The sequence below is a fragment of the Mesosutterella multiformis genome (assembly GCF_003402575.1).
Taxonomy (GTDB): domain Bacteria; phylum Pseudomonadota; class Gammaproteobacteria; order Burkholderiales; family Burkholderiaceae_F; genus Mesosutterella; species Mesosutterella multiformis.
Window position 1 is genome coordinate 1775206 of record NZ_BGZJ01000001.1, and the last position, 23771, is coordinate 1798976.

18 protein-coding genes are annotated in these 23771 nt (G+C 59.0%); 11 read left to right on the forward strand and 7 right to left on the reverse strand.

Annotated elements, in window-relative coordinates; all coding sequences use genetic code 11:
- Positions 1-5: 5 nt before the first annotated feature.
- Together M4NBBH2_RS08085 and M4NBBH2_RS08090 are read right to left on the reverse strand one after the other, a co-directional pair.
- Positions 6-1685 (reverse strand): putative transporter, encoded by a 1680-nt coding sequence (locus tag M4NBBH2_RS08085; RefSeq protein WP_116270448.1) that lies wholly within the window; start codon positions 1683-1685, stop codon positions 6-8.
- A 192-nt stretch (positions 1686-1877) separates the two neighbouring features.
- Complete coding sequence (locus M4NBBH2_RS08090) at positions 1878-3293, reverse strand: aldehyde dehydrogenase family protein (protein WP_116270630.1); 1416 nt, start codon at positions 3291-3293, stop codon at positions 1878-1880.
- Positions 3294-3515: 222 nt separating this feature from the next.
- On the opposite strand from M4NBBH2_RS08090, the gene M4NBBH2_RS08095 reads away from it, so the two are divergent.
- The 6 genes from M4NBBH2_RS08095 to htpG all read left to right on the forward strand — a co-directional run bounded on the left by M4NBBH2_RS08095 (position 3516) and on the right by htpG (position 12191).
- Complete coding sequence (locus M4NBBH2_RS08095; RefSeq protein WP_370685257.1) at positions 3516-4508, forward strand: Bug family tripartite tricarboxylate transporter substrate binding protein; 993 nt, start codon at positions 3516-3518, stop codon at positions 4506-4508.
- Between the two features lie 196 nt (positions 4509-4704).
- Complete coding sequence (locus M4NBBH2_RS08100; protein WP_170135121.1) at positions 4705-5178, forward strand: tripartite tricarboxylate transporter TctB family protein; 474 nt, start codon at positions 4705-4707, stop codon at positions 5176-5178.
- Positions 5179-5181: 3 nt separating this feature from the next.
- On the forward strand, positions 5182-6693 hold the full coding sequence (locus M4NBBH2_RS08105) for a tripartite tricarboxylate transporter permease (protein ID WP_116270451.1): 1512 nt from the start codon (positions 5182-5184) through the stop codon (positions 6691-6693).
- Positions 6694-7170: 477 nt separating this feature from the next.
- Positions 7171-9504 carry a DMSO/selenate family reductase complex A subunit gene (locus M4NBBH2_RS08110; protein ID WP_174703619.1) on the forward strand — a complete coding sequence of 778 codons (2334 nt, stop codon included), beginning with the start codon at positions 7171-7173 and terminating at the stop codon, positions 9502-9504.
- Positions 9505-9528: 24 nt separating this feature from the next.
- Positions 9529-10140 (forward strand): DMSO/selenate family reductase complex B subunit, encoded by a 612-nt coding sequence (locus tag M4NBBH2_RS08115; RefSeq protein WP_116270453.1) that lies wholly within the window; start codon positions 9529-9531, stop codon positions 10138-10140.
- 167 nt (positions 10141-10307) lie between these two features.
- Positions 10308-12191: a molecular chaperone HtpG gene (gene htpG, locus M4NBBH2_RS08120; protein WP_116270454.1), complete on the forward strand. Its 1884-nt coding sequence runs from the start codon at positions 10308-10310 to the stop codon at positions 12189-12191.
- A gap of 196 nt (positions 12192-12387) precedes the next feature.
- Here htpG and M4NBBH2_RS08125 read toward each other — a convergent pair whose 3' ends face one another.
- Complete coding sequence (locus tag M4NBBH2_RS08125; protein WP_200832717.1) at positions 12388-13923, reverse strand: subtype B tannase; 1536 nt, start codon at positions 13921-13923, stop codon at positions 12388-12390.
- A 218-nt stretch (positions 13924-14141) separates the two neighbouring features.
- Here M4NBBH2_RS08125 and M4NBBH2_RS08130 point away from each other — a divergent pair, with 218 nt between their 5' ends.
- From M4NBBH2_RS08130 to panF, 3 genes are all read left to right on the forward strand, one after another.
- A complete protein-coding gene (locus tag M4NBBH2_RS08130) occupies positions 14142-15440 on the forward strand; it encodes a hypothetical protein (protein ID WP_116270455.1) in 1299 nt (432 codons plus the stop codon).
- Positions 15441-15593: 153 nt separating this feature from the next.
- Positions 15594-15884 carry a YhdT family protein gene (locus M4NBBH2_RS08135; protein WP_116270456.1) on the forward strand — a complete coding sequence of 97 codons (291 nt, stop codon included), beginning with the start codon at positions 15594-15596 and terminating at the stop codon, positions 15882-15884.
- A complete protein-coding gene (gene panF, locus M4NBBH2_RS08140; protein WP_116270457.1) occupies positions 15881-17374 on the forward strand; it encodes a sodium/pantothenate symporter in 1494 nt (497 codons plus the stop codon). Before M4NBBH2_RS08135 ends, panF begins: the two co-directional genes overlap by 4 nt.
- Positions 17375-17450: 76 nt before the next feature.
- Here the strand turns inward: panF and M4NBBH2_RS08145 are convergent, their stop codons facing one another.
- On the reverse strand, positions 17451-19067 hold the full coding sequence (locus M4NBBH2_RS08145; protein ID WP_116270458.1) for a Na/Pi cotransporter family protein: 1617 nt from the start codon (positions 19065-19067) through the stop codon (positions 17451-17453).
- Between the two features lie 407 nt (positions 19068-19474).
- Here M4NBBH2_RS08145 and M4NBBH2_RS08150 point away from each other — a divergent pair, with 407 nt between their 5' ends.
- A complete protein-coding gene (locus tag M4NBBH2_RS08150) occupies positions 19475-20059 on the forward strand; it encodes a ferritin family protein (protein ID WP_116270459.1) in 585 nt (194 codons plus the stop codon).
- A gap of 244 nt (positions 20060-20303) precedes the next feature.
- On the opposite strand, the gene M4NBBH2_RS08155 is transcribed toward M4NBBH2_RS08150, so the two are convergent.
- The gene (locus M4NBBH2_RS08155; protein ID WP_160117860.1) at positions 20304-20510 is read right to left on the reverse strand and encodes a HypC/HybG/HupF family hydrogenase formation chaperone; all 207 of its coding nucleotides are present in this window, start codon (positions 20508-20510) and stop codon (positions 20304-20306) included.
- 433 nt (positions 20511-20943) lie between these two features.
- Between M4NBBH2_RS08155 and M4NBBH2_RS08160 the strand changes: the two genes are divergently transcribed.
- A complete protein-coding gene (locus M4NBBH2_RS08160) occupies positions 20944-21870 on the forward strand; it encodes a toxic anion resistance protein (RefSeq protein WP_116270461.1) in 927 nt (308 codons plus the stop codon).
- A gap of 59 nt (positions 21871-21929) precedes the next feature.
- Here M4NBBH2_RS08160 and M4NBBH2_RS08165 read toward each other — a convergent pair whose 3' ends face one another.
- Both M4NBBH2_RS08165 and M4NBBH2_RS08170 read right to left on the reverse strand, forming a co-directional pair.
- Positions 21930-22721, reverse strand: coding sequence for an ABC transporter ATP-binding protein (locus M4NBBH2_RS08165; RefSeq protein ID WP_116270462.1), 792 nt, complete (start codon positions 22719-22721; stop codon positions 21930-21932).
- A 12-nt stretch (positions 22722-22733) separates the two neighbouring features.
- Positions 22734-23771: a FecCD family ABC transporter permease gene (locus tag M4NBBH2_RS08170; RefSeq protein ID WP_116270463.1), complete on the reverse strand. Its 1038-nt coding sequence runs from the start codon at positions 23769-23771 to the stop codon at positions 22734-22736.

Genomic DNA, 23771 nt, shown 5'->3' on the forward strand with positions numbered 1-23771 from the left:
TACTCTCAGGCGATCGCACCCCAGACAAAGAGCAGCACGAGCTGCCCCGACAGAATCCGAAGGAACATCGAGACCGGGTACACCGTTGAGTAGGCGACCGCCGCGATGTTTCTCCCGGAAAGCGTCCCGATATAGGCGAGCGCCGGGGTATCCGTCATTGCGCCCGCGATGAGGCCCGCGGCCGAATGGAAATTCAGGTGATAGACGCGGAGCGCGATAATCCCGGCGATCAGCGCCGGCACCACCGTGATCACTGCGCCGAGCGCCGCGTACAGAAACACGCGGCCATTCATCAGAGCCTCAGCAAAACCATCCCCTGCCGCAAGCCCGATGCTCGCGAGGAAAAACACCATCCCGAACTCCCGCAGCATCAGATTCGCGGACGGCGTCATATAGGTGATCAGGCGGAGCCTCGGCCCCCAGGAGCCGAGAAGAATCGCGATCACGAGCGGACCTCCCGCGACACCGAGCTTCACCGGAACCGGCATCCCGGGAAAGGTAATCGGAACGGCCCCGACGAGAATCCCGAGCGCGATGCCGATAAAGAGTGAAAGCATATTCGGGTGATTAAGCTTCTGCTCCTCGTCGCCCAGGCGTTCCGCGAGACGCTTCACGGAATTTTCGGGGCCCACGCAGTAAACACGGTCACCGAGCTGCAGCGTGAGATTGTGATAGGGAAAAAGCTGGAGGCCTGAGCGGAACACCCGCGTGATATTCACTCCATCAAGCCGGCTGAGGTGGAGATCCGCCATCTGAAGCCCGTTCACCGAGGGACGGGTCACGCGGATGATGCGGCTGGTCACCGGGGAATGCTCGATATCCGAGGCGAAATCCTCCGCCTCGGAACCAAAAAACGCGATGATCGTCTGGCGGTGATCCGGGTTGGACACAATGCGGAGCGTGTCTCCCGCCTCCACCACGGTGTCCGCTCCGGGGCTCAGCAGAGTGCCGTCATGAAGAATCCGGCTGCAGATAAAAGGCTTCCCGATGATTTCCGCGATCTCCCGGATCGTGCGGCCGGAGAGTGCCTTATTGGTCAGCTCAACGTGAAAGAAGACCGGCTTATCCTTCGCCCCTTCCGTCGCGTCCCACGCCGCTTCTTCCTTCGCGAGATCAATCCTGAAAAGGCGCCTCAGGAACCGCACGGTGAGCACTGCGCCGATCACACCGAGCGGATACGCGGAGGCGTAGCCGATCGTGATGTCTTCGCCCGAATAACCGAGTTCAGAAAGCATATCCCGCGCGGCGCCCAGCCCTGGGGTGTTCGTCACCGCGCCGAAGTGGATACCGAGCATCTGAGGAAGTGACACAAGCCCGGGAAGAACCGCGGCGAAGAGCAGCGTGAGGAAGAGCCCCGCGAGGATGATTCCGATCGTGAGGAGATTGAGTGTCCGGCCGTTATGCGTGCGGAATGAATTGAAGAAGGACGGTCCGACCTGAAGCCCGATAAAGAAAACGAAGAGCACGAGACCGAAGTCCCGGATAAAAGCGAGCACCGCCGGATCCACCCGGGCGCCGAGCGCCGATGCCACAAGGCCCGTGAAGAGAACAAACGTCACCCCGAGTGACACGCCCCGGATCCGGATCCGCCCAAGCGCCATGCCGGCCGCGATGACCAGCGAGTAGATCAAAGCCGCGTGCGCGGGTGACTGCGTATCGGTGAAGAGCGCTGTGAGCCAGGACATCAGAAAAACCTCTCCCTTCTTCTTTTTTATGTGCGCGCGGTTCCGCGAATGAAACCGACCAGAGGGAGCGGAACCGGCTGAGTCCCGATTGTAAAACGAAGAGGAAGCGGTCTCCTTTAAGGGAAAGAAAAACCGGGCGGCGGGGCTGCAGCCCCGAGCCGTCCGGTCTGGTGTCAGTGCTTTCTACGCGCTTCAGAGCTTCGTATCGAAAAGCGCCTTCTGCTGCGTAAATTCGATCATGCCGTAGACACCGCCCTCGCGCCCGATGCCGGACTCTTTATAGCCGCCAAACGGCGCCGCCGTGTCGCGCGGGCTCGAATTCACGTAAACATTCCCGGCTTCGATCCGGTGCGCCACAGCAAGCGCCTCATCCTTCGGCCCGAAGACACCGGCGTTAAGACCATAGCGCGTGTCATTCGCGATCGCGACCGCCTCATCCACCGTGCGGTAGGTGAGAACGCAGAGCACCGGCCCGAAGATCTCATCCTGCGCGATCGTCATGCTGTTCTTCACATTCGTGAAGATCGTCGGATGGATGTAGAGGCCCTTCCCTTCCGTCGGCACTTCGCCGATCAGGAGCTTCGCGCCTTCCTCGACGCCCTTCGCGATATAGCCCGAGATCTTCTTAAACTGGGCTTCGGAAGCGACGGGGCCGAGCTTCACCTTCTTATCCTGCGGATTCCCGACCGTGTACTCGCGGGCGATTTCCTTCAGCTTCGCTTCGATCGCCGGCGCTTCAGCCTCCGGAATCAGGAGGCGGCTGAACGCGGTGCAGGTCTGTCCGGAATTGAGGAAGATCGAGTTGAAGAGGATATGAATCGGCTCATCGTAATCCGCGATTCCCGGGAGCATGACGTACGGGGACTTCCCGCCGAGCTCGAGACTCACGCGCTTCACGGATTCCAGCGCGTGCTGCGCCACGGTGACGCCGCCCTTGGTCGACCCGGTGAAGGACACCATATTGACGAGCGGATGCGTGGAGAGGGAATTTCCGATTTCGCCGCCGCGGCCCGTAATGAGGTTAAAGACGCCCTTCGGGAAACCGGCCGCCTCGATCGCTTCCGTGAGGTAATAGGCGGAGAGCGGCGTATGCTGGCTCGGCTTCAGAATTACGGTGTTCCCCATGAGGAGCGCCGGGACGATCTTCTGAATCACCTGTCCGAGCGGATAGTTCCAGGGGGTGATGCAGCCAACCACACCGACCGGCTCGCGGTACGTGGTGGAGGCGCCCATCTTTTCAACGAGCGGCACCGTAGGAGCGAGATCGATATAGGAACGGGTTCTTGTGTACTGGTACTCGACCTGGCTTGAGCGCGTAAACCCAACCGGGCTCCCGAGCTCCTCCACGGTGATCCGGACGAGATCCTCTTCACGGGCGCGGAATTCAGTGAGGAATTTCTCCATCAGCGCGATGCGGTCCGCGAGCGGCGTATCACGCCACGCGGGGAACGCTGCGGAGGCGGCTTTCGCCGCCCGATCGACATCCTCAGCGTTTCCGGCCGGCACCCGGGCGATCACGCTGCGGCTTGCCGGATTCTCCACTTCGATCCATTTATCGGACGCCGACGGCACCCAGGCTCCGTCGATATATAGCTTCTCGAAATCCATCTTTCCTCCTTTCATCGGAAAGTTCCTATGGATTTATTGTGAACCCCTAAGGAACTCTCCTGATTAATAACGAGGGTAAACCCTTCATCTATCGTAATCCAGTTGCAGACCGCAGGTTTAACAGGTCTAATTAACCCGATTCCCTAATTTTTAGAGAAAACAACAATCCGATGCCCTGAGTCACTTTGCGGGCACGGAAAAACCTAAATTCAAAGGAAGGTCATCGTGGTCAACGTTAACCGTCGCGCCCTATTCGGCGCCGCCGCTTCCGCGGCACTGCTGTCATCCATTCCCCAGGCTGCTCTCGCTTTCGGCGAGCGCCCGATTACGATCGTGGTGCCGTGGCCCGCGGGCGGTCCCCTGGATGTCTCTGCCCGCATTCTCGCGGACGCGGTTAAGGGCGACCTCGGCACCGTGATCGTCGAGAACCGGCCGGGTGCCGGCGGCACGCGCGGCGTGAGTTCCGTTGCCCGTGAGAAACCGGATGGCCGTACGCTCGTCGTTGGCGCCGTCGCGACTCACGCGATCAACCCCTCGCTCTTCCGCCACCTTCCTTATGACCCGGTGAAGGACTTCACCCCGGTCACCCTGATCGCTCACGTGCCGAACGTGCTTGTGATCACGCCCGCCTTCCAGAAGAAGACCGGTATCCGCACCGTGAAGGATCTGATCGCCTACGCGAAGAAGAACCCCGGAAAGCTGAATTACGCCTCGGGCGGCAATGGCTCCGCGGGCCACCTCGCCGGTGAGCTCTTCAAGGCTGACACCGGTGTCAACATCGTCCACGTCCCGTTCCAGGGCGCAGGCCCCGCGAAGCTCTCCGTGATGAGCGGCCAGACGCAGCTCATTTTCGATAACCTCGCCTCCGCCACCGCGAATATTGAGGCCGGAAAATTCATTCCGCTCGCCGTGACGACCGCGAAGCGCGCGAAGGCGCTCCCGAAGGTCCCGACGCTTGAGGAATGCGGTCTGAAAGGCTTCAACATTTCCACCTGGTACGGTCTCTTCGTTCCGGCGAAGACTCCGAAGGCCACCGTGGATAAGCTGAACGCCGCCTTCACGAAGGCGCTCCGGTCGAAGGAAGTGGACGCGCGTCTTGATAAGCTCGGCGGCGAAGCCGCTCCGACCACGTCCGCTCAGTTCGCGGCTCTCATCCGCGAGGAAATCCCGAAGTACGCGAAGATCGTGAAGATCTCCGGCGCTCACGTCGACTGATAACCCGGAAAAGCCGGGGTGATTCCCGTCACCCCGCTCTTCTCCGGACGGTTTCTTTTTCGCTTCAATCTGCCGGAAATGGATCTGGGCAGAGCTGGTTTCCGGCTCTGCCCGTTCTTGCCTTCAAGTGCGGGACCTTCTGATCCTTTCGGCAGTCACTGACTGATTGGCTTTCTCTTAAAAAGCGAGTTTTATTTTGCGCATCAAAAACGAGAGAGATTTCTGGGCGGGCATACTCTTCGCCGCCTGCGGTCTCTTCTTCATCATCACGGCCCAGGAGAACGAGCTTGGGTCCGCGGCCCGTATGGGCCCCGCCTATTTCCCGACGCTCCTCGCCGGCTGTCTCACGGCGCTCGGCCTCTTCTGTTCCGTGAAGGGACTTTTCTCCACGGGCGGCGCCCAGGATGGCGGCCGTGTCGGGCGCTTCCACTTCGGCCTCATGATCCTCATTCTCGCGGCGATCGCGCTTTTCTGCGTGCTGCTTCCGTTTGCGGGCTTTGTCGCCGCCATGGCGGTGATGATCGCCGTCTGCTCGCTCGCAAGCGGTGAATTCCGGGCGAAGGAAGTGATCGCGCTTATCGTGGTGCTCTGCGGGCTCTGCTGGGTGATCTTCGTTTACCTCCTCGGCATGACGATCCCGGTGTTTCCTGAGTTTATGGTGGGGGAATAAGCGATGGATCTCGTTTCGAATCTGCTTCTGGGGTTTGAGAACGCGCTGTCTCTCACGAACCTCATCTACTGCTTTATCGGCGTGACGGTCGGTACGCTGATCGGCGTGCTGCCGGGCATCGGCCCGGTCGCGACGATCGCGATGCTGCTCCCGATCACCTATACGCTTGATCCCTCCGCTGCCCTCATCATGCTTGCCGGTATTTACTACGGCGCTCAGTACGGCGGCTCCACCACCGCGATTCTCGTGAATATTCCGGGTGACGCGTCAGCCGTGATCACGTGTCTCGATGGCCACAAGATGGCGACAAAGGGGCGCGCCGGCGCGGCGCTCGGTATCGCGGCGCTCGGCTCCTTCTTCGCGGGCTGCGTCGCGACCCTCGTGATCGCCGCCTTCGCGCCGCCGCTGATTCAGGTCGCGTTCAAGTTCCAGCCGGCCGAGTACTTCAGCCTCATGGTGCTCGGCCTCGTCGGCGCGATCGTTCTCGCGAATGGTTCGCTCATCAAGGCGTTCTGCATGACGCTCCTCGGGCTTCTCGTCGGCCTCATCGGCACCGACATCAATTCTGGGGCGCTCCGCTTTACGTTTGGTCTTGAGGATCTCCAGGACGGGCTTAACTTCGTCGCGATCTCAATGGGTATCTTCGGGTACGCCGAGATCATGAATAACCTCGAAGCGCGCCAGACCCGGAACTTCAATACGGGTTCCGTCGGCAAGGTTCTCCCCTCCTGGGCCGATATCAAGAACTGCTTCGGCCCGATTGTCCGCGGCACCGCGATCGGTTCGATCCTCGGCGTGCTGCCGGGCGGCGGCGCCCTGCTCTCTTCCTTTGCCTCCTACACGGTTGAAAAGAAGATCGCCGGAAAGAACGCGGACCCCGCGTTCGGCGAAGGCAATATCCGCGGCGTCGCGGGACCGGAAACCGCGAATAACGCCGGTGCCCAGACCTCCTTCATCCCGATGCTGACGCTTGGTATTCCGAGCAACGCCGTGATGGCGCTCATGATCGGCGCCATGATGATTCACGATATCCAGCCGGGGCCGCTTGTGATGAGCTCAGACCCGGGCCTCTTCTGGGGGCTCATTGTCTCCATGTGGATCGGCAACCTGATGCTGATCATCCTGAATCTTCCGATGATCAATATCTGGGTGAAGCTCCTCAAGGTGCCGTACCGCTGGCTCTTCCCCGCGATCATCGCGTTCTGCGTGATCGGCACGTATTCGATCAATAACAACGTCTTCGATATCTGGGTGTCGATTGTCTTCGGGCTTCTCGGCTACCTCTTTATCAAGCTTGGATGCGAGGCAGCGCCTTTCATTCTCGGCTTCATTCTCGGGCCGATGATGGAAGAGAATCTGAGACGCGCGCTGCTGCTCTCGCGCGGCGACCCCTCGGTCTTCGTCACGCGCCCTATCTCCTGCGGTCTCCTCATTGCCGCGGCGATCCTTCTCATCCTCGTTCTCGCGCCTTCCATCCGGAAGAAACGCGAAGTGGCGTTCCAGGATGATGACTAGGCTTCAGATCTCCTGTTAAGGCCTGACAAACCGGCCCGGGATACCTCCCCGGGCCGGTTTTTTCTTCCCGGTTGTGAATTTCTGTATATAAACAGAAATCAGTCTCAACTAGATATTTCGGATTATCAGCTATTTACCGGAATTTCGCTTTTTTTACCCGGTATACCATTGTCAAAGCCCATTTTCACGGGTAAACTCTTCGGTGGATTCAGATACCTCTTTTGGCTTAGACGTCACCTGTCAACTCCGGCAAAGATCGGAAGAAAAACGTCTTTTTTGTATTACATATAAAAATAATTACTCCTGAATCCCGGCGGTCTCTGAGAAGCCTTTGCCTGAATGAACCGAGAGACGGGGGAGCGATTCCCCGGGTGTTCCGCTTCAGGCGTCTGTACGGCTTCTCTGAGACCAGAAGCAAATAGGAGAAGCAAGATGATTTTTCACCCCGTATCCCGGAGGTCCCTCTTAAAGGCTTTTATGGCTGCCGGACTCCCGATGATGCCTGTTGCCCGCGCGGTTGCCGAAGCGGTGAACAGCAAGGACGCGTGCACCTGGTGCGCGTGCGTGATCAACTGCGGACAGCGCTGCGCGCTCCGTGTCTTTTCGCATAACGGACAGGTGATCCGGATTGAAACGGATAACACGCAGCCCGATACGCTCGGTCCCCGTCAGCTCCGGGCCTGCCAGCGCGGCCGCTCCATGCGCGAACGGATTTATTCGCCTGACCGACTCCGCTTCCCGATGAAGCGTGTGGGGGAACGCGGCGAAGGTAAGTTTGAGCGCATCTCGTGGGACGAGGCGCTCGACACGATCGCGAAGGAATGGACCCGGATCAAAAACCAGTATGGGAACGATTCGATCTATTGGCAGTACTGCTCGGGGCAGCAGTCGCTCGTCAGCTCGCGCCGCGCCTGGCAGCGCCTGATGAACCTGATGGGCGGGTACCTGCAGTACTACGGCTCCTACTCAAACGCTCAAGGGGCCGCGGCCTTCCCGAAGACCTACGGCGGCCGCCCGAGTTCCCTCCCGAGTGAAATCGCGAACGCCGAGCTCTACGTGCTTTTCGGCAACAATCCGTCTGTCACGCGGCCGTCCGGCGGCGGCAAGGGCTTCCAGATTGACGCCGCGCTTACGCGTCACCGCCCGAAGAAAATCATCGTGATCGACCCGGCGTTCACGGATACCTGCACGGCACGCGCCGATCAGTGGATCCCGATCCGCCCGGGGACAGACGCTGCCCTCATCTCGGCTCTCGCCTACGAATTCATTACGAATGGCTGGATCGATCAGGCGTTCCTTGACCGCTACTGCGTGGGGTTCGATGAGAAGACGCTTCCGAAATCCGCCCCCGCGAAGTCGGACTACAAGTCCTATATCCTCGGCGCGGGTCCCGACGGTACGGCAAAGACCCCGGAATGGGCGGCCCCCATCACCGGCATTCCGGTGGATGTGATCCGGAGCCTCGCGCGCGAAATGGCGATGACAAAGCCCCTCTTTGTTTCCCAGGGCTGGGGTCCGCAGCGTCAGGCTAACGGCGAAGCCACCTGCCGCGCGATCGCCATGGTGCCGATTCTGCTCGGCCAGGTCGGTCTCCCCGGCACGAACACCGGCGCTCACGAAGGAAACACCTCCTTCCCCGCGGTCTATCTCCCGATTGGAAAGAACCCGGTAAAGGCCACGATCCCGGTCTACATGTGGACGGACGCGATTCTCCGCGGACCTGAAATGACACGCCGCAACTCAGCGCTTCACGGCGCAGAGAAACTCCGCACCGGAATCAAGATGATCGTGAATTCGGGCGGCAACACGATGATCAATCAGCACGGCGACTGCAACTGGACGGATAAGGTGCTCCGCGACACGTCGAAGTGCGAATTTATCCTCGTCTGCGACAACATGATGACGCCGTCCGCCCGCTACGCGGATATCCTGCTCCCCGATACGCTCGGCCCCGAAACGAACGACGCGGCGTGCCAGGGCGGCTCGCACGGCGACGTGGCCTGCATGCTCGCGATCCAGGAAGCCGTGAAGCCGATGTATGACCAGAAGTCGTCCTTTGAGATCTGCAGGCTTCTCGCCGCGAAGCTCGGGCTCGAGGAGAAATTCACCGAAGGCCGCTCTCAGATGGGCTGGGTGAAGTGGTGCTACGAGGAAACGCGGAAGAAGGTCCCGCAGCTCCCTGACTTCGCGACCTTCTGGAAGGACGGTATGGCGAAGGTCTGGGGCTACCGCAAGGACCCGATCGCGCTTGAAGCGTTCCGGAAGGACCCGATGAAGCACCCGCTGAAGACTCCGAGCGGCAAGATCGAGATCTATTCCGAACAGCTCGCGCGTGAAACCGCGGACTGGGAGATCCCCGAAGGGGATGTCATTTCCCCGATCCCGATCTTCTACCGGACCTGGGATATGCCGGGTGACCCCGAAGGAAAGGCTTTCCCGCTGCAGTGCTTCGGCTTCCACGGGCACGGCAGGATTCACTCCACGTTCCATAACCTCCCGAAACTCCGCTACCTCCACCCCGATATGGTGGTGATGAATCCGATCGACGCGGAGGCGCGCGGCATCAAGGATGGTGAAAAGGTGGTGGTCTTCAACCGCCGCGGCGGCGTGATGCTGCCCGCCCGGGTAACGCCCCGCATCATGCCGGGCGTGATCACGATCCCGCAGGGCGCCTGGTATAAGCCCACGATGGTGAACGGGATGCGGATTGACGTCGGCGGCTGCATCAATACGCTCGCCGGACACCGTCCGAGCGCGTACGCGAAAGGCAACGCGCAGCACAACATCCTCGTTGAAGTGAGAAAGGCCTGAGGCCGGAATATCAGGAGCAGAAACATGGGACAGAAAGGATTTTATTTTGATCAGACCCGCTGCACCGGCTGCCGGACTTGCTCCGTCGCCTGCAGTGACCTGCATAACTACGCGCCGGATATCGTGCTGCGCCGCGTGATTGAGTTTGAGGGCGGCACGTGGAAAGTGAACACCAACGGAACCTGCACTCAGAATGTTTTCGCGTACTACACGTCGATCGGCTGCAACGAGTGCGAGAACCCGGTATGCGTGAAAGCGTGCCCGACGGGAGCTCACCACAAGCGGACCGAGGACGGCCTCGTCGTGATCGATACGGAAAAATGCATCGGCTGCGGCATGTGCGCGAAAGCATGCCCGTACGGCTCCCCCGTGCTCGACAAGGCGGCCATGAAGATGCGGAAGTGTGACGGCTGTGTCGCAAGGACATCAAAGGGCGGCATGCCGGTCTGCGTCGAGGCGTGCCCTGAGCGGGCGCTCGAATTCGGGGATATTGAGGAACTTCGGAAGAAGCACGGGAATAACGCGGCGATCGCGCCGCTCCCGGATCCCGCGGAAACGAAGCCCTGCCTCACGATCAGGCCCTGCGCGTCAGCAAAACCCTCTGGCTTCAAAGGCGGCACCGCGCATCGGTTCTGATTTCTGAATCGGAATATTTACCTCTTGATCCCGTCCTCCCTCACCGGCAGGACGGGATTTTTTATCAGCCCCTTGAAATTTTTATCCCCTGCCCCCATTTAATTACGTATTGAAGTTTTACTTGGGGACGGCGTGTGCCGTCCGCTAGTCAGGAGATGCAATAGAAAATGGCTGCACAGGTTCACGGCTTCCAGACCGAAGTAACGAAGCTACTCAAGCTGCTCGCGAATTCCCTTTATTCCAATAAGGAGATCTTTCTCCGCGAGCTGATTTCAAACGCCTCTGACGCGGTTGATAAGCTTCGCTTCCTTTCGATTCAGGATCCGCTCCTCACGAAGGACGATCCGCTTTTCCATATCCGCGTGAAGGCGGACGAAGCAGCCGGCACCCTGACGATTTCCGATAACGGTATCGGCATGACGCTGGATGAAGCGAACGAGCATCTCGGCACGATCGCGAAGTCGGGCACTGAAGAGTTCTTCCGCAATCTCTCGCAGGATCAGGCAAAGGCCTCCCAGCTGATCGGCCAGTTCGGCGTCGGTTTCTACAGCGCCTTTATCGTCGCGGACCGCGTGACCGTGGTGTCCCGATCCGCGAAAGCGGCCGCGAACGAAGCCGTCCGCTGGACCTCTGACGGGAACGGCACCTACGAGTCCGAACTCACGACAAAGGACACCCGCGGCACCGATGTGATCCTGACACTCAAGGATTCCGAAAAGGGATTCCTGAACGAATGGACGCTCCGCGGCATCATCACGAAGTACTCCGACCACATTTCGACCCCGGTCTGGCTCTGGGAAAAAGAGACGCCCGCGGACGAAAAGAAGGAACCCACCTGGAAGTGGGTTCAGGTGAATGACGCGAAGGCGCTCTGGACGCTGCCCCCGAAGGACGTGAAGGACGAGCAGTACAAAGAGTTCTATAAGCATCTGACTCACGACTACGACGATCCGCTCACCTGGGCGCATAACCGCGTTGAAGGCGACCTCGAGTACACGAGCCTTCTCTATATTCCGAAGACCGCTCCGTGGGATCTCTATAACCGCGAGCAGAAGAACGGGCTGAAGCTCTACGTGCAGCGTGTTTTCATCATGGATAACGCCGAAGAGTTCCTCCCGAACTACCTCCGCTTCGTGAAGGGACTCGTCGACACGGCTGACCTTCCGCTTAACGTGTCACGCGAAATTCTTCAGGACAGCGCGGTGACCCGGAAACTCCGCCGCGCGCTCACGAAGCGCGCCCTCACGATGATCGGGAAGCTCGCCGAGGATAAGACGAAGTACGCTGAATTCTGGAGCCAGTTCGGCCGCGTGCTGAAGGAAGGCCCGGTTGAGGACCGCACGAACCAGGAAGAAATCCTGAAGCTCCTCCGCTTCGCGTCGACGAAGTCCGGTACGAACGCCGAAGACGTGTCGCTCACCGACTATGTCGCCCGGATGCCCGAGAAGCAGAAGCACATCTACTACATCACGGCCGGCAGCTACGAAGCCGCCGCGAACTCGCCTTACCTCGAGACGCTGAAGAAGAAGGGGATCGAAGTGCTCCTTCTCTGGGACCGTGTGGACGAGTGGCTCATGGGGAACGTCGAAGCGTTCGACGGCAAGACCTTCATCTCCGCCACCGCGAAGGATCTCGACCTTGGGGAACTCGAGGACAAGGAAGAAGAGAAGCAGAAGGAAGAGTCCGAGAAGCAGCATAAGGGACTCGTTGAACGTCTGAAGAAGGCGCTCGGCGGCAAGGTTCAGGATGTGAAGGTGACGGCCCGTCTCGTTGACTCCCCGGCCTGCGTGGTCGGAGCCCAGGATCAGATGCTGACGCAGCAGATGCGCCGCATGCTCGAAGCCGCGGGTCAGGCCGTGCCGGAAGAGAACTACACGCTTGAAATCAACCCCGATCACCCGCTGATCGGCCGCATGGCCACTGAAACCGACGAAGCGAAGTTCACGCAGTGGGCAAACTTCATCTTCGCTGAGGCGCAGCTCGCTGACCAGGGCACGCTGAAGGATCCGAGCTCTTTCATTAAGAGCCTGAATGAGCTCCTTCTGAAGTAATTCGCAGTACCTCCGGAACTGCACCAGAAACAGTTCCGGAGCGCTTTGCTTAGTCTCTCTCTTGACTGCCGGAAAGCCGAAAAATCAGCTTTCCGGCCTTTTTTACCCTGAACGGCCAAAAATTAACCCCTTTTCCAGTCAAAAAGAGGCGGTTTCGCAAAAAAACCGCCTCTTTTCTTTTGTTCTCAGACAGCGATTACTTCGCAGCCTTTTTCACGACACCGTCAGCCCAGTCAAACATCGAGTCAAGGTCATAATCACCCGCGTGGCCCTTCCCCCACTTCACGGCAAAATCAACATCCGACCCTTTTTCCGCAAGCTTCAGTGCGACAGAAGCCGGCACCGCGAGCACGGTGTCGCGATCCTCAAAGCCGTGCCGGATCCGGAAGTGAGGCGCGACAGTCACATCTTTCCTTGAAATCGAGGTGAAGGGATCGAGAAGCGCGATTTCCTTTGCGGGCGCCATTGCGTGATGCTTCGGATCACGCGCGGAAGAAAACGCGGTGAAATGACGGGGGGTGTTTTTCACAGTCCCGAATTCATCGTTTTCACCCGACCCGGCATCAAACCAGTCAAAAGCCGGCACGGGTTTCAGCCGGTTCACTTCCTTCGCGTAGGCCTTCATATCGATCGCGGTGACGTGTCCATCCTTCACGGTGAGGCACTTGAACCGGCTGATATCGGCTCCCGACTTCAGCGCGCCCTCAGCGCTCGCGATATAGAGCGACCGGATATAGTCCGCGAAGCTCCCGGTGCCATCCGCCTTCAGTGTCAAAGATTTTCCATCCGCGTCCTTAAGTCCGAAACGGTTAAGCGTCGCGGGGAACGCCCGTGCGAGCACCTTGGACGCCGCGATCTGCTTCCCGCTGAGCGGAAGCCCGGCAGCGGCTTCTGTCGGCGCGTTATCGGGACGGGCCGCCGGCGCGGCGCCGTTTCCGACAGCCTTCGGGGGCTGCATCATGCCGCCCGGAATCTTCCCCTGGTGATACACCGTCTCGTCCTTGAAGACCCATTCGTAGGCTTCATCCGCATGGCTGAGGAGCGTGATCGGGCAGAAGACGATCGCAGCAAAAATATCATCGCGGGCTTTCGCGGCCCCGATTTTCTTCAGGTACGGCAGATACCGTGGATCATTTCCGGTCGACCCCAGGAGAACGGATAGCGCGCCGCCCGCGCTCGTGCCGTCAGAAATAATCCGATCGGTGTTTCCGGCGGGGAGTTCATTTTTCACAGCGCGGAGATAACGGACCGCAGCCTTGTAATCCACGATCAGCGCCGGGGCCTTTCCGACATAGCGGCCAGCAGCATTCTTTGTTGTGCGGCCGCGGATCGCGGGGGACACAACAACGTATCCGCGGGCAAGCGCCGCAAGAAGCGCGCTTTCGCCGCCATCAAAATTCGGTTTCTTGGGATCCGCGATGTCGCCTGGCATGTACCCGCCGACCGAGTTCGGGAGGAAAATCGGCGCGGTTTCTTTCGTATAACCGTTCACTGTGCCGCCCTTCAGATACGCTTCCGGCACATACACCGTAAGGCGCTGACAGGAGCCGCAGCTCGGGCGTTTCACGTACGGGATCTTTGCGTAAGTCTGCCAGGAAACCGTCTTCCCGTTCAGCGAAGCGGATTCCGCAATACCGGTTTTCGGAAACTGAAAACCGGCGGAAGCAAAAGCGGGAGCCGCGCTGACGGCGAGTGAAAGCCCCATCGCGAGGGCAAATTTCTTCAACTTCAATTGAACGTCCTTCCTGGAAAAAAGATGCGGAAAGAAAAAGCTTAGCGGGGCCGAAAAACCTGAGCGACTCATCGCTGCAATCCGCACTGAGCCTGGCACAAATTCTCAAATTATTGATTAAAAATCATTTAATCACCAATTCTGTGCTTTTTCCGCTTCCTGAAACGAGTGTTCTTATAAAATAAAAGACACTCGTATTTTTCATATGACCGCAAATCATGACCTCTCGTCCTACCGACCCCCGGCTTTCGCGCTTTGAAAGGAAACGGAAAGACGGCACTCGCTATGTCTATGAGCGGGAGACCCGCTACAACCCGGAGAAAGGCTACACGGAGACGCTGAGGACCTCGCTTCTCTATAAGATCACGGCGTCCGGCGACCGTATTGCGACAAACGGCGTGGGGAGAGGAATGCGACCTGCGGCTGCCGATGCTGCCCGGGCGGGGAAAATCAGGCTCGCGCTCCGAAGCACGTTCGGGGACGAAACCGGCCGGGCCGTATTCGACGAGGCCCGGGACTTTCTTAAAACCCGGCTTGAACCGTCGGACAGGGGAGAAGCCCCCCAGATCGCCGCGCTTTACCGCGAAGTGGGGCTGAATCCTGACGCCCAGTCTGAATTCCTCCGGCGGTTATCGCCTGACCAAGGGACGAGGATCGGGATGGAATTCGCCCCCCGTCCTCCCTTCCCGCTCTCCGTTCCCAATACCGATCGGCTGCCGGGACTCATGGATGTCCGGCTGATGCCTCCGCTTCAGCTTCTCGTCAGTACCGCTTCAGGGTTTCCTGCGGCGTTTTCAAGAAAAAGCGCTTTCTTTCTTACTCCTGATCAGTCCCCGGATCTTCTCCTCGCGGGAGAAAATCCCCGGCCTGAAATACTGAACCGCACCCCGCACTTTCTGCTGAAACTCTCAGCAGGGAACCCGGCAATCCTGACTGTCATTAATTCCCGTCTCCCGGAACTCGACTGGAAGAGCGATGTGCTACCCGGAAATCCGGACCTGAAGTCCGCGGAAACCTCAGCAGATCTCCCCTTTCTCCCGGGAAAACGCCCTGCCCGGCTCTTTATCCTTCGGTCAAAAAACCGGCAGAACAACTTCGCCTCCGCCCTTTCCGCCGCGGTTCACGATGCGGCGGACGCTATCACATCGGGGCTTATGCCTTTTGACGCTCGCAATTCCCTTCATAGCCGCTATCTCAAATTGATTCCCGGGCGCGGGCCTTCCCCCTCTCTCCGGGTGCTTGACGCCCGGATCGCGGATGACGCGAAGCGCTTCGGTATCTTTGTCATTGCGACCGATCTGAAGATCTCCGCCCGGACCGCGCTCAGTTTCATCCAGGCTCGGGACCGGATGGCGGAATTTTTCAGTGACCTTACGCGGCACCCGGATCGGGAAGCCTTCTGCGTCTGGACCCCGGAGCGTCTCGCCGGGCGGGACTTCGTGAGGATCGTGTCACTCATGATCGAAGGCCCCGCGGTGTCACCAGACCTCGCCTCTTCCCTCCCCTCTTCGCGCTAAACCGGAAACGACTTTCCAGCCATATTTTCAAAACCCGGCCGCTATACTCGAAAAACTTATGAGGTCCCGCCGGTCATCGGCCTCATCCTCTACCTATCTGCGGAGACGCCCGACGCGGACGCTCCGGTGTTTTCCAGGTTTTATTTTGGAATCATGCGGAAACTCACTTACAAAGAAAAATTTATCCAGATGGACCGCGAGGCGGCAGCGACCGCCATCTGCGCGGTGGTCATCATGGCTGCCTTCTGGGCCGCGCTTCTTCTCCTGAAGGATTCACCGGAAACCTTATTCGAGATGCCGCTCTGGTTCTCGGTCTCATGCCTCGGGGGCTACGTGCTTTCCGTGGTCGCCGTGATTTTCCTCGTGAAGCGATACTTCCGGGATTTCGATCTCGATCAGGACGCGCCCGAAGAATCCGAAACGACAAAGGGAGACGCCGCATGACGAACCCCGTGATGACACTCGTGCCCGTGATGGCATTCCTCGCGCTGCTCCTCGCCGTGGGGTTTATCGCGAACCGGTCGCTCCGGAAGTCAGAAGACTTTGAGCGCGATTACTTCATCGCGAACCGCAGCCTCGGGGGCGTCGTTCTCGCGATGACGCTTGTCGCGACCTACGGCTCCGTGAGTTCTTTCGTCTCGGGTCCGGGCGTTGCCTGGAATCTCGGTTTCGGCTGGGTCGCGTTTGCCGCGCCGCAGATCATCACCGGGTTCCTGCTTCTCGGCGTCGTCGGGAAGAAACTCGCGGTGCTCGCGCGCCGCACGGATTCCCTCACGATCATCGATATCCTCCGTGAGCGTTACGGTTCAAACACGCTCTCCATCATCTTTTCCGCCGTGCTTCTCATTTTCTTCACCGCGATGGTGGTGGGGCAGTTTATGGGCGGAGCGCAGATTTTCGCCGCGATCACAGGGCTCGACTATAAGCTCGGGCTCGTACTCTTCGCCGCGGTCACGGTGATCTATACGTCATCCGGGTTCCGCGCCGTGGTCTGGACCGACGCGGTCTGCGCGGTTCTGATGCTGACAGGGATGGTGACGCTTGGCTACACCATTCTCGAGGACGGCGGCGGACTCTCGTCCATCATGCAGACGCTTTCAGCCGCGGACCTGACCGCAAATGGCGTCAGCCGTCATCTGCTCCCTGACGCGGGCGGGCTCCTTCCGTGGTCGCTTCTCTTCTCCTCCTGGCTCCTCGTCGGCTTCTGCACGGTGGGGCTCCCGCAGTCTCTCGTCCGGTGCCTCAGCTATAAAAGCACCCGGGACCTCAGCCGCGCGATGGTGGTGGCGACCGTGATCTGCGGCGCGCTGATGATCGGGATGACGCTTCTCGGCGTTCTCGCGCGCGGCGTGATTCTTGAGAAACCGGCTTCAGGGACAGACGCCGTGATTCCGCTTCTCATCGTGAATCACATGCATCCGCTGCTCGCCGGCATCACGATCATCGGGCCGCTTGCCGCCACCATGAGCACCGTGAGCTCTCTTCTCATCGCGGCCTCTTCCACCGTGGTCCGCGATCTCTATGAGAAGAGCTTCGGAAAGAACCCCGCCGATATTTCGCATGACGCGAGTAAGAAAATCAGCGTCACGATCACGCTGCTCCTTGGCGCGGTGTCGATTCTTCTTGCCATGTACCCGCAAAGCATCGTGGTCTGGGTGAACCTCTTCGCGTTCGGAGGACTCGAAAGCGCGTTCCTATGGCCCGTGGTGCTCGGGTTCTTTTGGCCTCGGATGAACGCCTGCGGTGCGATGGCGGGCGTGTTCGGCGGCCTTGGCCTCTATACCCTCGCGATGGCGACCGGCTTTCACTTCTATCACTTCCATAACATCGTGATCGGAACAGCGGCTGGGCTCCTTTTCTCGGTGATCGGAAGCTACTTCGGAACCCCCACGCCGCGATCCGTGAAGGCGGTCTTCTTCCCGCATAAGATCTGACACGGCGGTTACCGCCCATCAAAAACGCAGAAGGTTTTTCAGGCCTTCTGCGTTTTTTGTTTTCCCCGGGAGAGACTCAGAACGACAGCTCCGCGAGCTCGTTGATCTTCGTGCGAAGTCTCCGGAAGCGGTTAATCAGCGCAATATGAAGGGCGCTCGTCTCGATCGCCTTGAAGTCCCCGCGGGACACCCGGTCCATGTGGGACTGAACAAGAGCGAGTTCGTTATCGTTCAGCGTCTTCCGGGTCGCGAGCAGCTTCTTATGCGCCGCCTCGCGCTTCACCGGGTCATCAGCCGACAGGTAATCGAGTGCGGTCTTCAGGTCGTCCGCGATTCTCGCGTGCGCTTCGAGAAGCTCCTTCTCGCCCTGTTCATCAAAAAACCGTTCCTTCTTCACTTTATGTTCGCCCAGCCCGGCGATTACCTTATCGATTTCGTGACCGATACTCTGAAGGTCCGCATTCTTCGCGTGAAGCTCTTCCCAGCGGGCAATTTCAGACGGCGTGAGACTCGTCTGCACGATTCGGGAGAGATAGCTGTTCACCGCGTGACAGCGCTGACGGATCATCGGGTAATCCTGCCGCAGGAGCATCACGGCGCCCACAGCGGGGTTCTTTGTGATGAGGTCCCCGGCCTTCCGCCAGAATTCACTCACGAACCAGCAGGTTTTCTCAATCTCCCCTTCAGCGAGATGGAACGCGGTCTCGGGGTCGGAGAGCGAGTCTTCCGTCAGTGACTCAGTCCCTGTGCTCACCATCGGAGCGGCCGGCAGCAGCCGATCAACGAGCGCCGCGACCGGGTTCAGGATGATGAGGCCCAGGACACCGGAAACCGCGTTGAAGACCACATGGAACCAAATCACCTGATCGGACGCCATCGATTCAAACGCGCGGCTCACCTCCGGAATGAGGATCAGCGCCGCCGCGCCGATCACGAAGCAGAGCACCCGGAAAATGGTGTTCCCCATTGGCGCGCGGCGCGTCATCGCGTCACTCCCCATCGTGGTCACGGAGGCGAGGAATGCGGTGCCGAGGTTCGCGCCGAGCACAATCCAGAGGCCAGAGGACACCGCGAGCACCCCTGCCGCGACGAGCCCCGCGTCAATAATCACAACCGCGAGCGACGAGAAGCAGAGAAAGGCGAGCCCGATACCGAGCACCGTGCAGAAGAAGGCATTTCCTTCAATCGAGTGAAAGAGCGCCATCATGGCAGCACTGTCTTTGATCGGGGTCGTGATGTGGCCGATCAGCGTGAGCGCGAGCATCACCACACCGAGCCCCATCAGGACCCGCCCGAACTGACCGAGTGCGGTATCCGACTTCTTCATGAAGAGGTAAACACCGACCGCGATGAGAAGGGGCGACACCGCGTCGATATTGAGTGACAGGACGCGCACCATGACGGCCGAACCAAAGTTCGCGCCGATCACCGCGGCGAGCGCGATAGCGGTAGAGACGAGGCCCTTCTTCTGAAGCCCCGAGACGAGAAGGGTCGCGGCGGTGGAACTCTGAAGGAGTGAGGAAAGGACGAACCCGGCCCCGAACCCCGAAAACCGGTTCGTGAGCCACCGCCCGAGAAACGACCGGAGCTTCGCGCCGAAGGTCCGCATCATGCCGGTGCGGATCACGTACGTGCCCCACATGAGGAGCGCCACAGCGCCCGCGATATTGATGAGAATGACGATTTCTGCCACGGCTTCTCCTCAAGAAAAAGTTTCCGGGCCGTCCCGGACTGAAGACAGGCGGAATTTTATGCCTGAAAACTATTTTTGATGCACAAAATTATGTTTTTATTCAGCCTCGTTTAAGACTTCTGTTGATAACAAAAAACAACTAAATCTATATGTAACAAGGTATTGCAGACCCACCCACAATATGCACCCCATATGTTGATTTTTGAGCCACATAATAATTTCCGGCAAGTCCAGCATTTACCGGATCTGCGGGCATTTCGGGGCATTTTACATAACACTATAGATAGTATGTGTGGTTTGTCATCAAAGGTACATATTGGCATACCGAGTGAAAAAAGCCTTACTTACTGAACGAACGATTGGTATACTGAAGTCCTCAGGAGAACGTTTATAAAAGGAAGAAAAATATGAAATATCGTTGCACAGTTTGCGGACACATCTATGATGAAGAACGCGAAGGCGTGAAGTTCGCTGACCTGCCCGACACCTGGACCTGCCCGACCTGCGGCGCACCGAAATCCAAGTTTGTTCCTGTTGTTGAGGGCCAGACCTGGGCTTCCGAGCACGTTCTTGGCGTTGCCAAGGATGTTCCCGAAGACATCAAGAACGACCTCCGTGCCAACTTCAACGGCGAATGCTCCGAAGTCGGTATGTATCTCGCGATGTCCCGCGTTGCTTTCCGTGAAGGTTATCCGGAAATCGGCCTGTACTATGAAAAGGCCGCTATGGAAGAAGCCAATCACGCTTCCCGCTTTGCCGAACTGCTTGGCGAAGTTCTGACCGACTCCACCAAGAAGAACCTCGAAATGCGCGTTGAAGCTGAATACGGCGCTACCGAAGGCAAGACCGATCTCGCGAAGCGCGCGAAGCAGGCGAACCTCGACGCCATTCATGACACCGTTCATGAAATGGCCCGCGACGAAGCCCGTCACGGCAAGGCCTTCAAGGGTCTGCTTGAACGCTACTTCGGCGAAGGCAAGTGCTGCAAGTAATCTGCTGACTGTCCGCAGCAGTTCAGAGCTCCCGCTCTGACATAAGCACTGAAAGAGGCGTTTCGAAAGAAGCGCCTCTTTTCGTTTGCCCGAAAAAATTCCGGAGGACGCCCTTGCTCCTGCACCTGAGGCAAAAGAAAACCCGCCAGGCGCTGACACCGGGCGGGGCTGCTCAAATCAATCAATGAGGTTACTGAAAGCTAAAAAAGGAGAAACTCATTTTCCGGGTTTCTCCTTTTTCTCTCTAGGAGCACTTCGCGAGCTTCTTCCAGAGGACTTTTGCCGTATCGTATTCTTCTCTTGAAATCCGGCCATACGCAATATCGGCATGGACTGTAACGAAATCACCCGGCTGAAGTTCTCCCAGCAGCCGCGTTGTTACCGTCTTCTTCATTCCAAGAGCTTCAACGATCGCTGAAGCCGCGTTGACGCTCACAACCCTTGCGGGCATTCCAATGCACATGTTTCCCTCTCCAAAGACACAGTGCGTTTGAGCGGATCCTTTGCACACGCTGATCCACCCAGTCCCTTTCGGAACTACAAAAATTCTATTCGTAATTCCTATAGAAAAAAAGAGTTCATAAGCCGTACGCTGAAGGGATTAGACTTTAGGGTTTAGATATCTGATTTCTATTAATTTTTTATGTATTACTGATACATATTCAGGAAATTCCTTCAGAACTTTAGCGTTTTCACCCGCTTTGAGCCACAATATCTGTAAGGGACTGTCCCATAAAGAGGGGTGGCCTGAAGGAGGTAGCGATCGGTCTCGCCCGGTTTGAAGGGCTGTAAGAAACACCCCGCTCCCTCCTAAGTTGTAATTTTCATCATCCCCTCTCCTCTTTTCAGGATCGGATCCCCTGAACCATTGAGGAGGCGTGATTATGGAAAGCGAAAATGCCACTATCCAGCAGGAACCCGCGGCTGCCGGCACGGTTTCTCTTCCGGCTGAGGACTTCGGCCGGAAAACGCTTGATGAGGCGGAAACCTTTGCGGATACCATCCTGAAACGGATCCGGGTAAAGGACGCGGAAGGCATCAAGTCTGACCTCACCTCCCTCCTATCAGGCGCCGAATTGCTCACATCCGGAAAGAAGGATGACCGGGGGATCCTTGCCACGCTGCCCGTGGTCGGAAAGCTCTTTGAAGCCTCGGGCATCGCTTCTCCTGAAGCTGAAACGCTCATGAAGTCGATCGGCGTGATCAGCGGAAAACTCGACGCCGCGCAGTTCGGGCTGATCAAAGACAGCGCGACGCTTGAAACCCTCGCCGCAAAAAACAAAGCGATCGGCGCGTCACTCGCTGAGCTGCTGGAGACCGGCGCCGAAGCGCTCAACACCGCCCGCAAGGCAGGAACTCCGCTTGACTTCAGCCGCTTTGAAACGGTCCTCCGGGGACTCAGCGGCATACGGGATGAAACGGAACGGATGGCGCCTCAGATCCGCCTGATCCAGGAGAATGACCGGGCGCTCGCCGGGAAGATCCAGTCGATCATCTTCGTACTCCTTCCCACGTGGAGGGAAGTCATGCAGACTGAAATCGAGCTCCGTGAGGACGGCGGTCCGCATGAACTGAATATCGACGGAAAGAAACCCGAAACGTACCACGAAGAGGCTCTGAAAGAAGCCTATCGGAAACTGATCGCGGGGCTTGGTGAAGCGATCACGCTCGGGAGTGAAGCGGCAAGACTTCGCGAACTCGCGGATATCGGTCTTCAGCAGCTGAAGCGGGAGATCGGATATCTGGTTCCAAAAGCGGCAGCGACCGCCGCGCCAGAAGTCCGTCAGTCGCCGCTTCCGCCCGCTGAATAGCGGTTGGGGCTGTCTTTCATGACCGCAAGGCCGCGGAACGCTGTTCCCGCGGCCTTTCCTTATTCCGCCGCGATAACCGTTTTCCGGATGCCTTCCGGAATCTGCACATCCCGGATCCGGACCTGGATTCCAAAGGCTTCTGACAGGCTTTCTTCAGTCAGCACGTCTGAGGCCCTTCCAAAGACCGGCGCTTTCCCCTTCCCGAGGAGCAGTGCGTCATCCGCGAGTTCCAGCGCGTGATCCGGATAGTGCGTGATAAAGACTGAACTCACTCCCTTTCCGCGAAGGGATTTCAGGGTCGACAGAATCCGCCGCTGGTTTCTGAAATCCAGCCCCGCCTCGGGTTCGTCGAGAAGGAGAAGCCCCGGGCCGGCAGCGAGCGCCCGGGCAAAAAGCGCGAGCTGATATTCGCCGCCTGAGATTTCACTGCAGAGCCGCCCCGCGAGATGCCGGATTCCGACGGTATCAAGCGCTTCAAGCGCCGCCGCTTCATCCGTTTCATCCGGTTCCCCGAATTCGCCGTGAAAGGCGATCCGGCCGAGCTCTGTCATTTCAAGCACGGTGACCGCGAAAGGCGGTACTTTGGCCTGCGGCACGTAGCCGATCAGACGCGCGAGTTCTGCCGGGGAAAGGCTCGCTGCCTTCCGGCCGCCGAAAAGCGTCTCCCCTTCGGTCCAGCGGAGATGCCCTAGAAGAAGCCGGATCAGCGTCGTTTTCCCCGCGCCATTCGGCCCCAGAACCGCGAGGATCCGGCCAGATCCAGTGCCGTCACCAAACCGGAAGCCGACGCCTTTCAGCACCGGATCCCGGTGCCCATAACGGAAAAGCCCGTTCTTAACCTGAAGTTCCATCGCGAGCCTCCTTCAAGCCTTCACGCCGCCCGTCTTTCGGAGCAGGTAAATAAAGGCAGGCGCCCCGATGAGGGACGTGAGGACAGAGACCGGGATTTCAGCGTCAAACACCATCCGGGCTCCGGCGTCGACCGCAATAAGAAACAGCGCGCCAAGCAGAACCGACCCCGGGATCAGACGCCTCACGGAACCGCCGAACAGCATCCGCGCGGCGTGCGGAATCAGGAGTCCGACCCAGCCGACGAGGCCGCAGAGCGCGACGATGGAGGATGTGATCAGGGCGGAAGCGAGAATCGCAGTGAATCTCAGACGCCTCACCGAAATCCCGAGTGACCGGGCTTCATCCTCGGGAAGCGAGAGCGCCGCGAGTTTCCAGAGGTAGAGATAAAGAAGCACGGTCCCGAGCGTCACAAAGGGGAGCGCCATGAGGATTCCGGACCATGTGGCAGACGCGAGACTCCCCATCAGCCAGAACGTGATCGAGGGAAGAACAGACTCCGGATCCGCCGCGAATTTGATCAGCGCTACGAGCGCTGAGAAAAGCGCGCTCACCACGATGCCTGAGAGGATCAGCATGAGAATCCGATTGGATCCCGGAACCCGGGACACCGAGGTCACAAGTGCCACCGCCGCGATCCCGAAGAGGAACGAGAGCGTCTGAATCCCGAGTCCCGACCACCCGAGGAGTATCGCGAGCGCCGCGCCGCAGGACGCCCCTGTCGCGACACCGAGCGTATCCGGGGTCGCGAGCGGATTCCGGAACAGCGTCTGAAAAGCGGCCCCGGACACCGCAAGCCCTGCCCCCGCGATCGCCGCGAGCACCGTGCGAGGAAGCCGGAGCCCGATCACCACGGTTTCCGCGGTTGGGTCCGGCGCGGCCTGAAAGACACCGGGGAACACCGCGTGGAGAAGCACTTCCGGAATATCGCGGAGCGGTACCGGGTAAGCGCCGGCCGCAAGCGACACCATCACCGCCGCGATCAGCAGCGCCAAGAGCCCGACGCCCCACCGGGCACCAAGCCCGGGCAGTGCCCGCGATCCCGTTCCCAT

What these genes read in the sequence shown, in the direction of transcription:
- M4NBBH2_RS08115 (WP_116270453.1), top strand. Translation starts at nt 9,529, where the DNA reads ATGGGACAGAAAGGATTTTATTTTGATCAGACCCGCTGCACCGGCTGC.
- M4NBBH2_RS08130 (WP_116270455.1), top strand. Translation starts at nt 14,142, where the DNA reads ATGACCTCTCGTCCTACCGACCCCCGGCTTTCGCGCTTTGAAAGGAAA.
- M4NBBH2_RS08165 (WP_116270462.1), bottom strand. Translation starts at nt 22,721, where the DNA reads ATGGAACTTCAGGTTAAGAACGGGCTTTTCCGTTATGGGCACCGGGAT.
- M4NBBH2_RS08105 (WP_116270451.1), top strand. Translation starts at nt 5,182, where the DNA reads ATGGATCTCGTTTCGAATCTGCTTCTGGGGTTTGAGAACGCGCTGTCT.
- M4NBBH2_RS08155 (WP_160117860.1), bottom strand. Translation starts at nt 20,510, where the DNA reads ATGCCCGCAAGGGTTGTGAGCGTCAACGCGGCTTCAGCGATCGTTGAA.
- M4NBBH2_RS08085 (WP_116270448.1), bottom strand. Translation starts at nt 1,685, where the DNA reads ATGTCCTGGCTCACAGCGCTCTTCACCGATACGCAGTCACCCGCGCAC.
- M4NBBH2_RS08110 (WP_174703619.1), top strand. Translation starts at nt 7,171, where the DNA reads ATGGCTGCCGGACTCCCGATGATGCCTGTTGCCCGCGCGGTTGCCGAA.
- htpG (WP_116270454.1), top strand. Translation starts at nt 10,308, where the DNA reads ATGGCTGCACAGGTTCACGGCTTCCAGACCGAAGTAACGAAGCTACTC.
- M4NBBH2_RS08090 (WP_116270630.1), bottom strand. Translation starts at nt 3,293, where the DNA reads ATGGATTTCGAGAAGCTATATATCGACGGAGCCTGGGTGCCGTCGGCG.
- M4NBBH2_RS08160 (WP_116270461.1), top strand. Translation starts at nt 20,944, where the DNA reads ATGGAAAGCGAAAATGCCACTATCCAGCAGGAACCCGCGGCTGCCGGC.
- M4NBBH2_RS08170 (WP_116270463.1), bottom strand. Translation starts at nt 23,771, where the DNA reads ATGGGAACGGGATCGCGGGCACTGCCCGGGCTTGGTGCCCGGTGGGGC.
- M4NBBH2_RS08150 (WP_116270459.1), top strand. Translation starts at nt 19,475, where the DNA reads ATGAAATATCGTTGCACAGTTTGCGGACACATCTATGATGAAGAACGC.
- panF (WP_116270457.1), top strand. Translation starts at nt 15,881, where the DNA reads ATGACGAACCCCGTGATGACACTCGTGCCCGTGATGGCATTCCTCGCG.
- M4NBBH2_RS08135 (WP_116270456.1), top strand. Translation starts at nt 15,594, where the DNA reads ATGCGGAAACTCACTTACAAAGAAAAATTTATCCAGATGGACCGCGAG.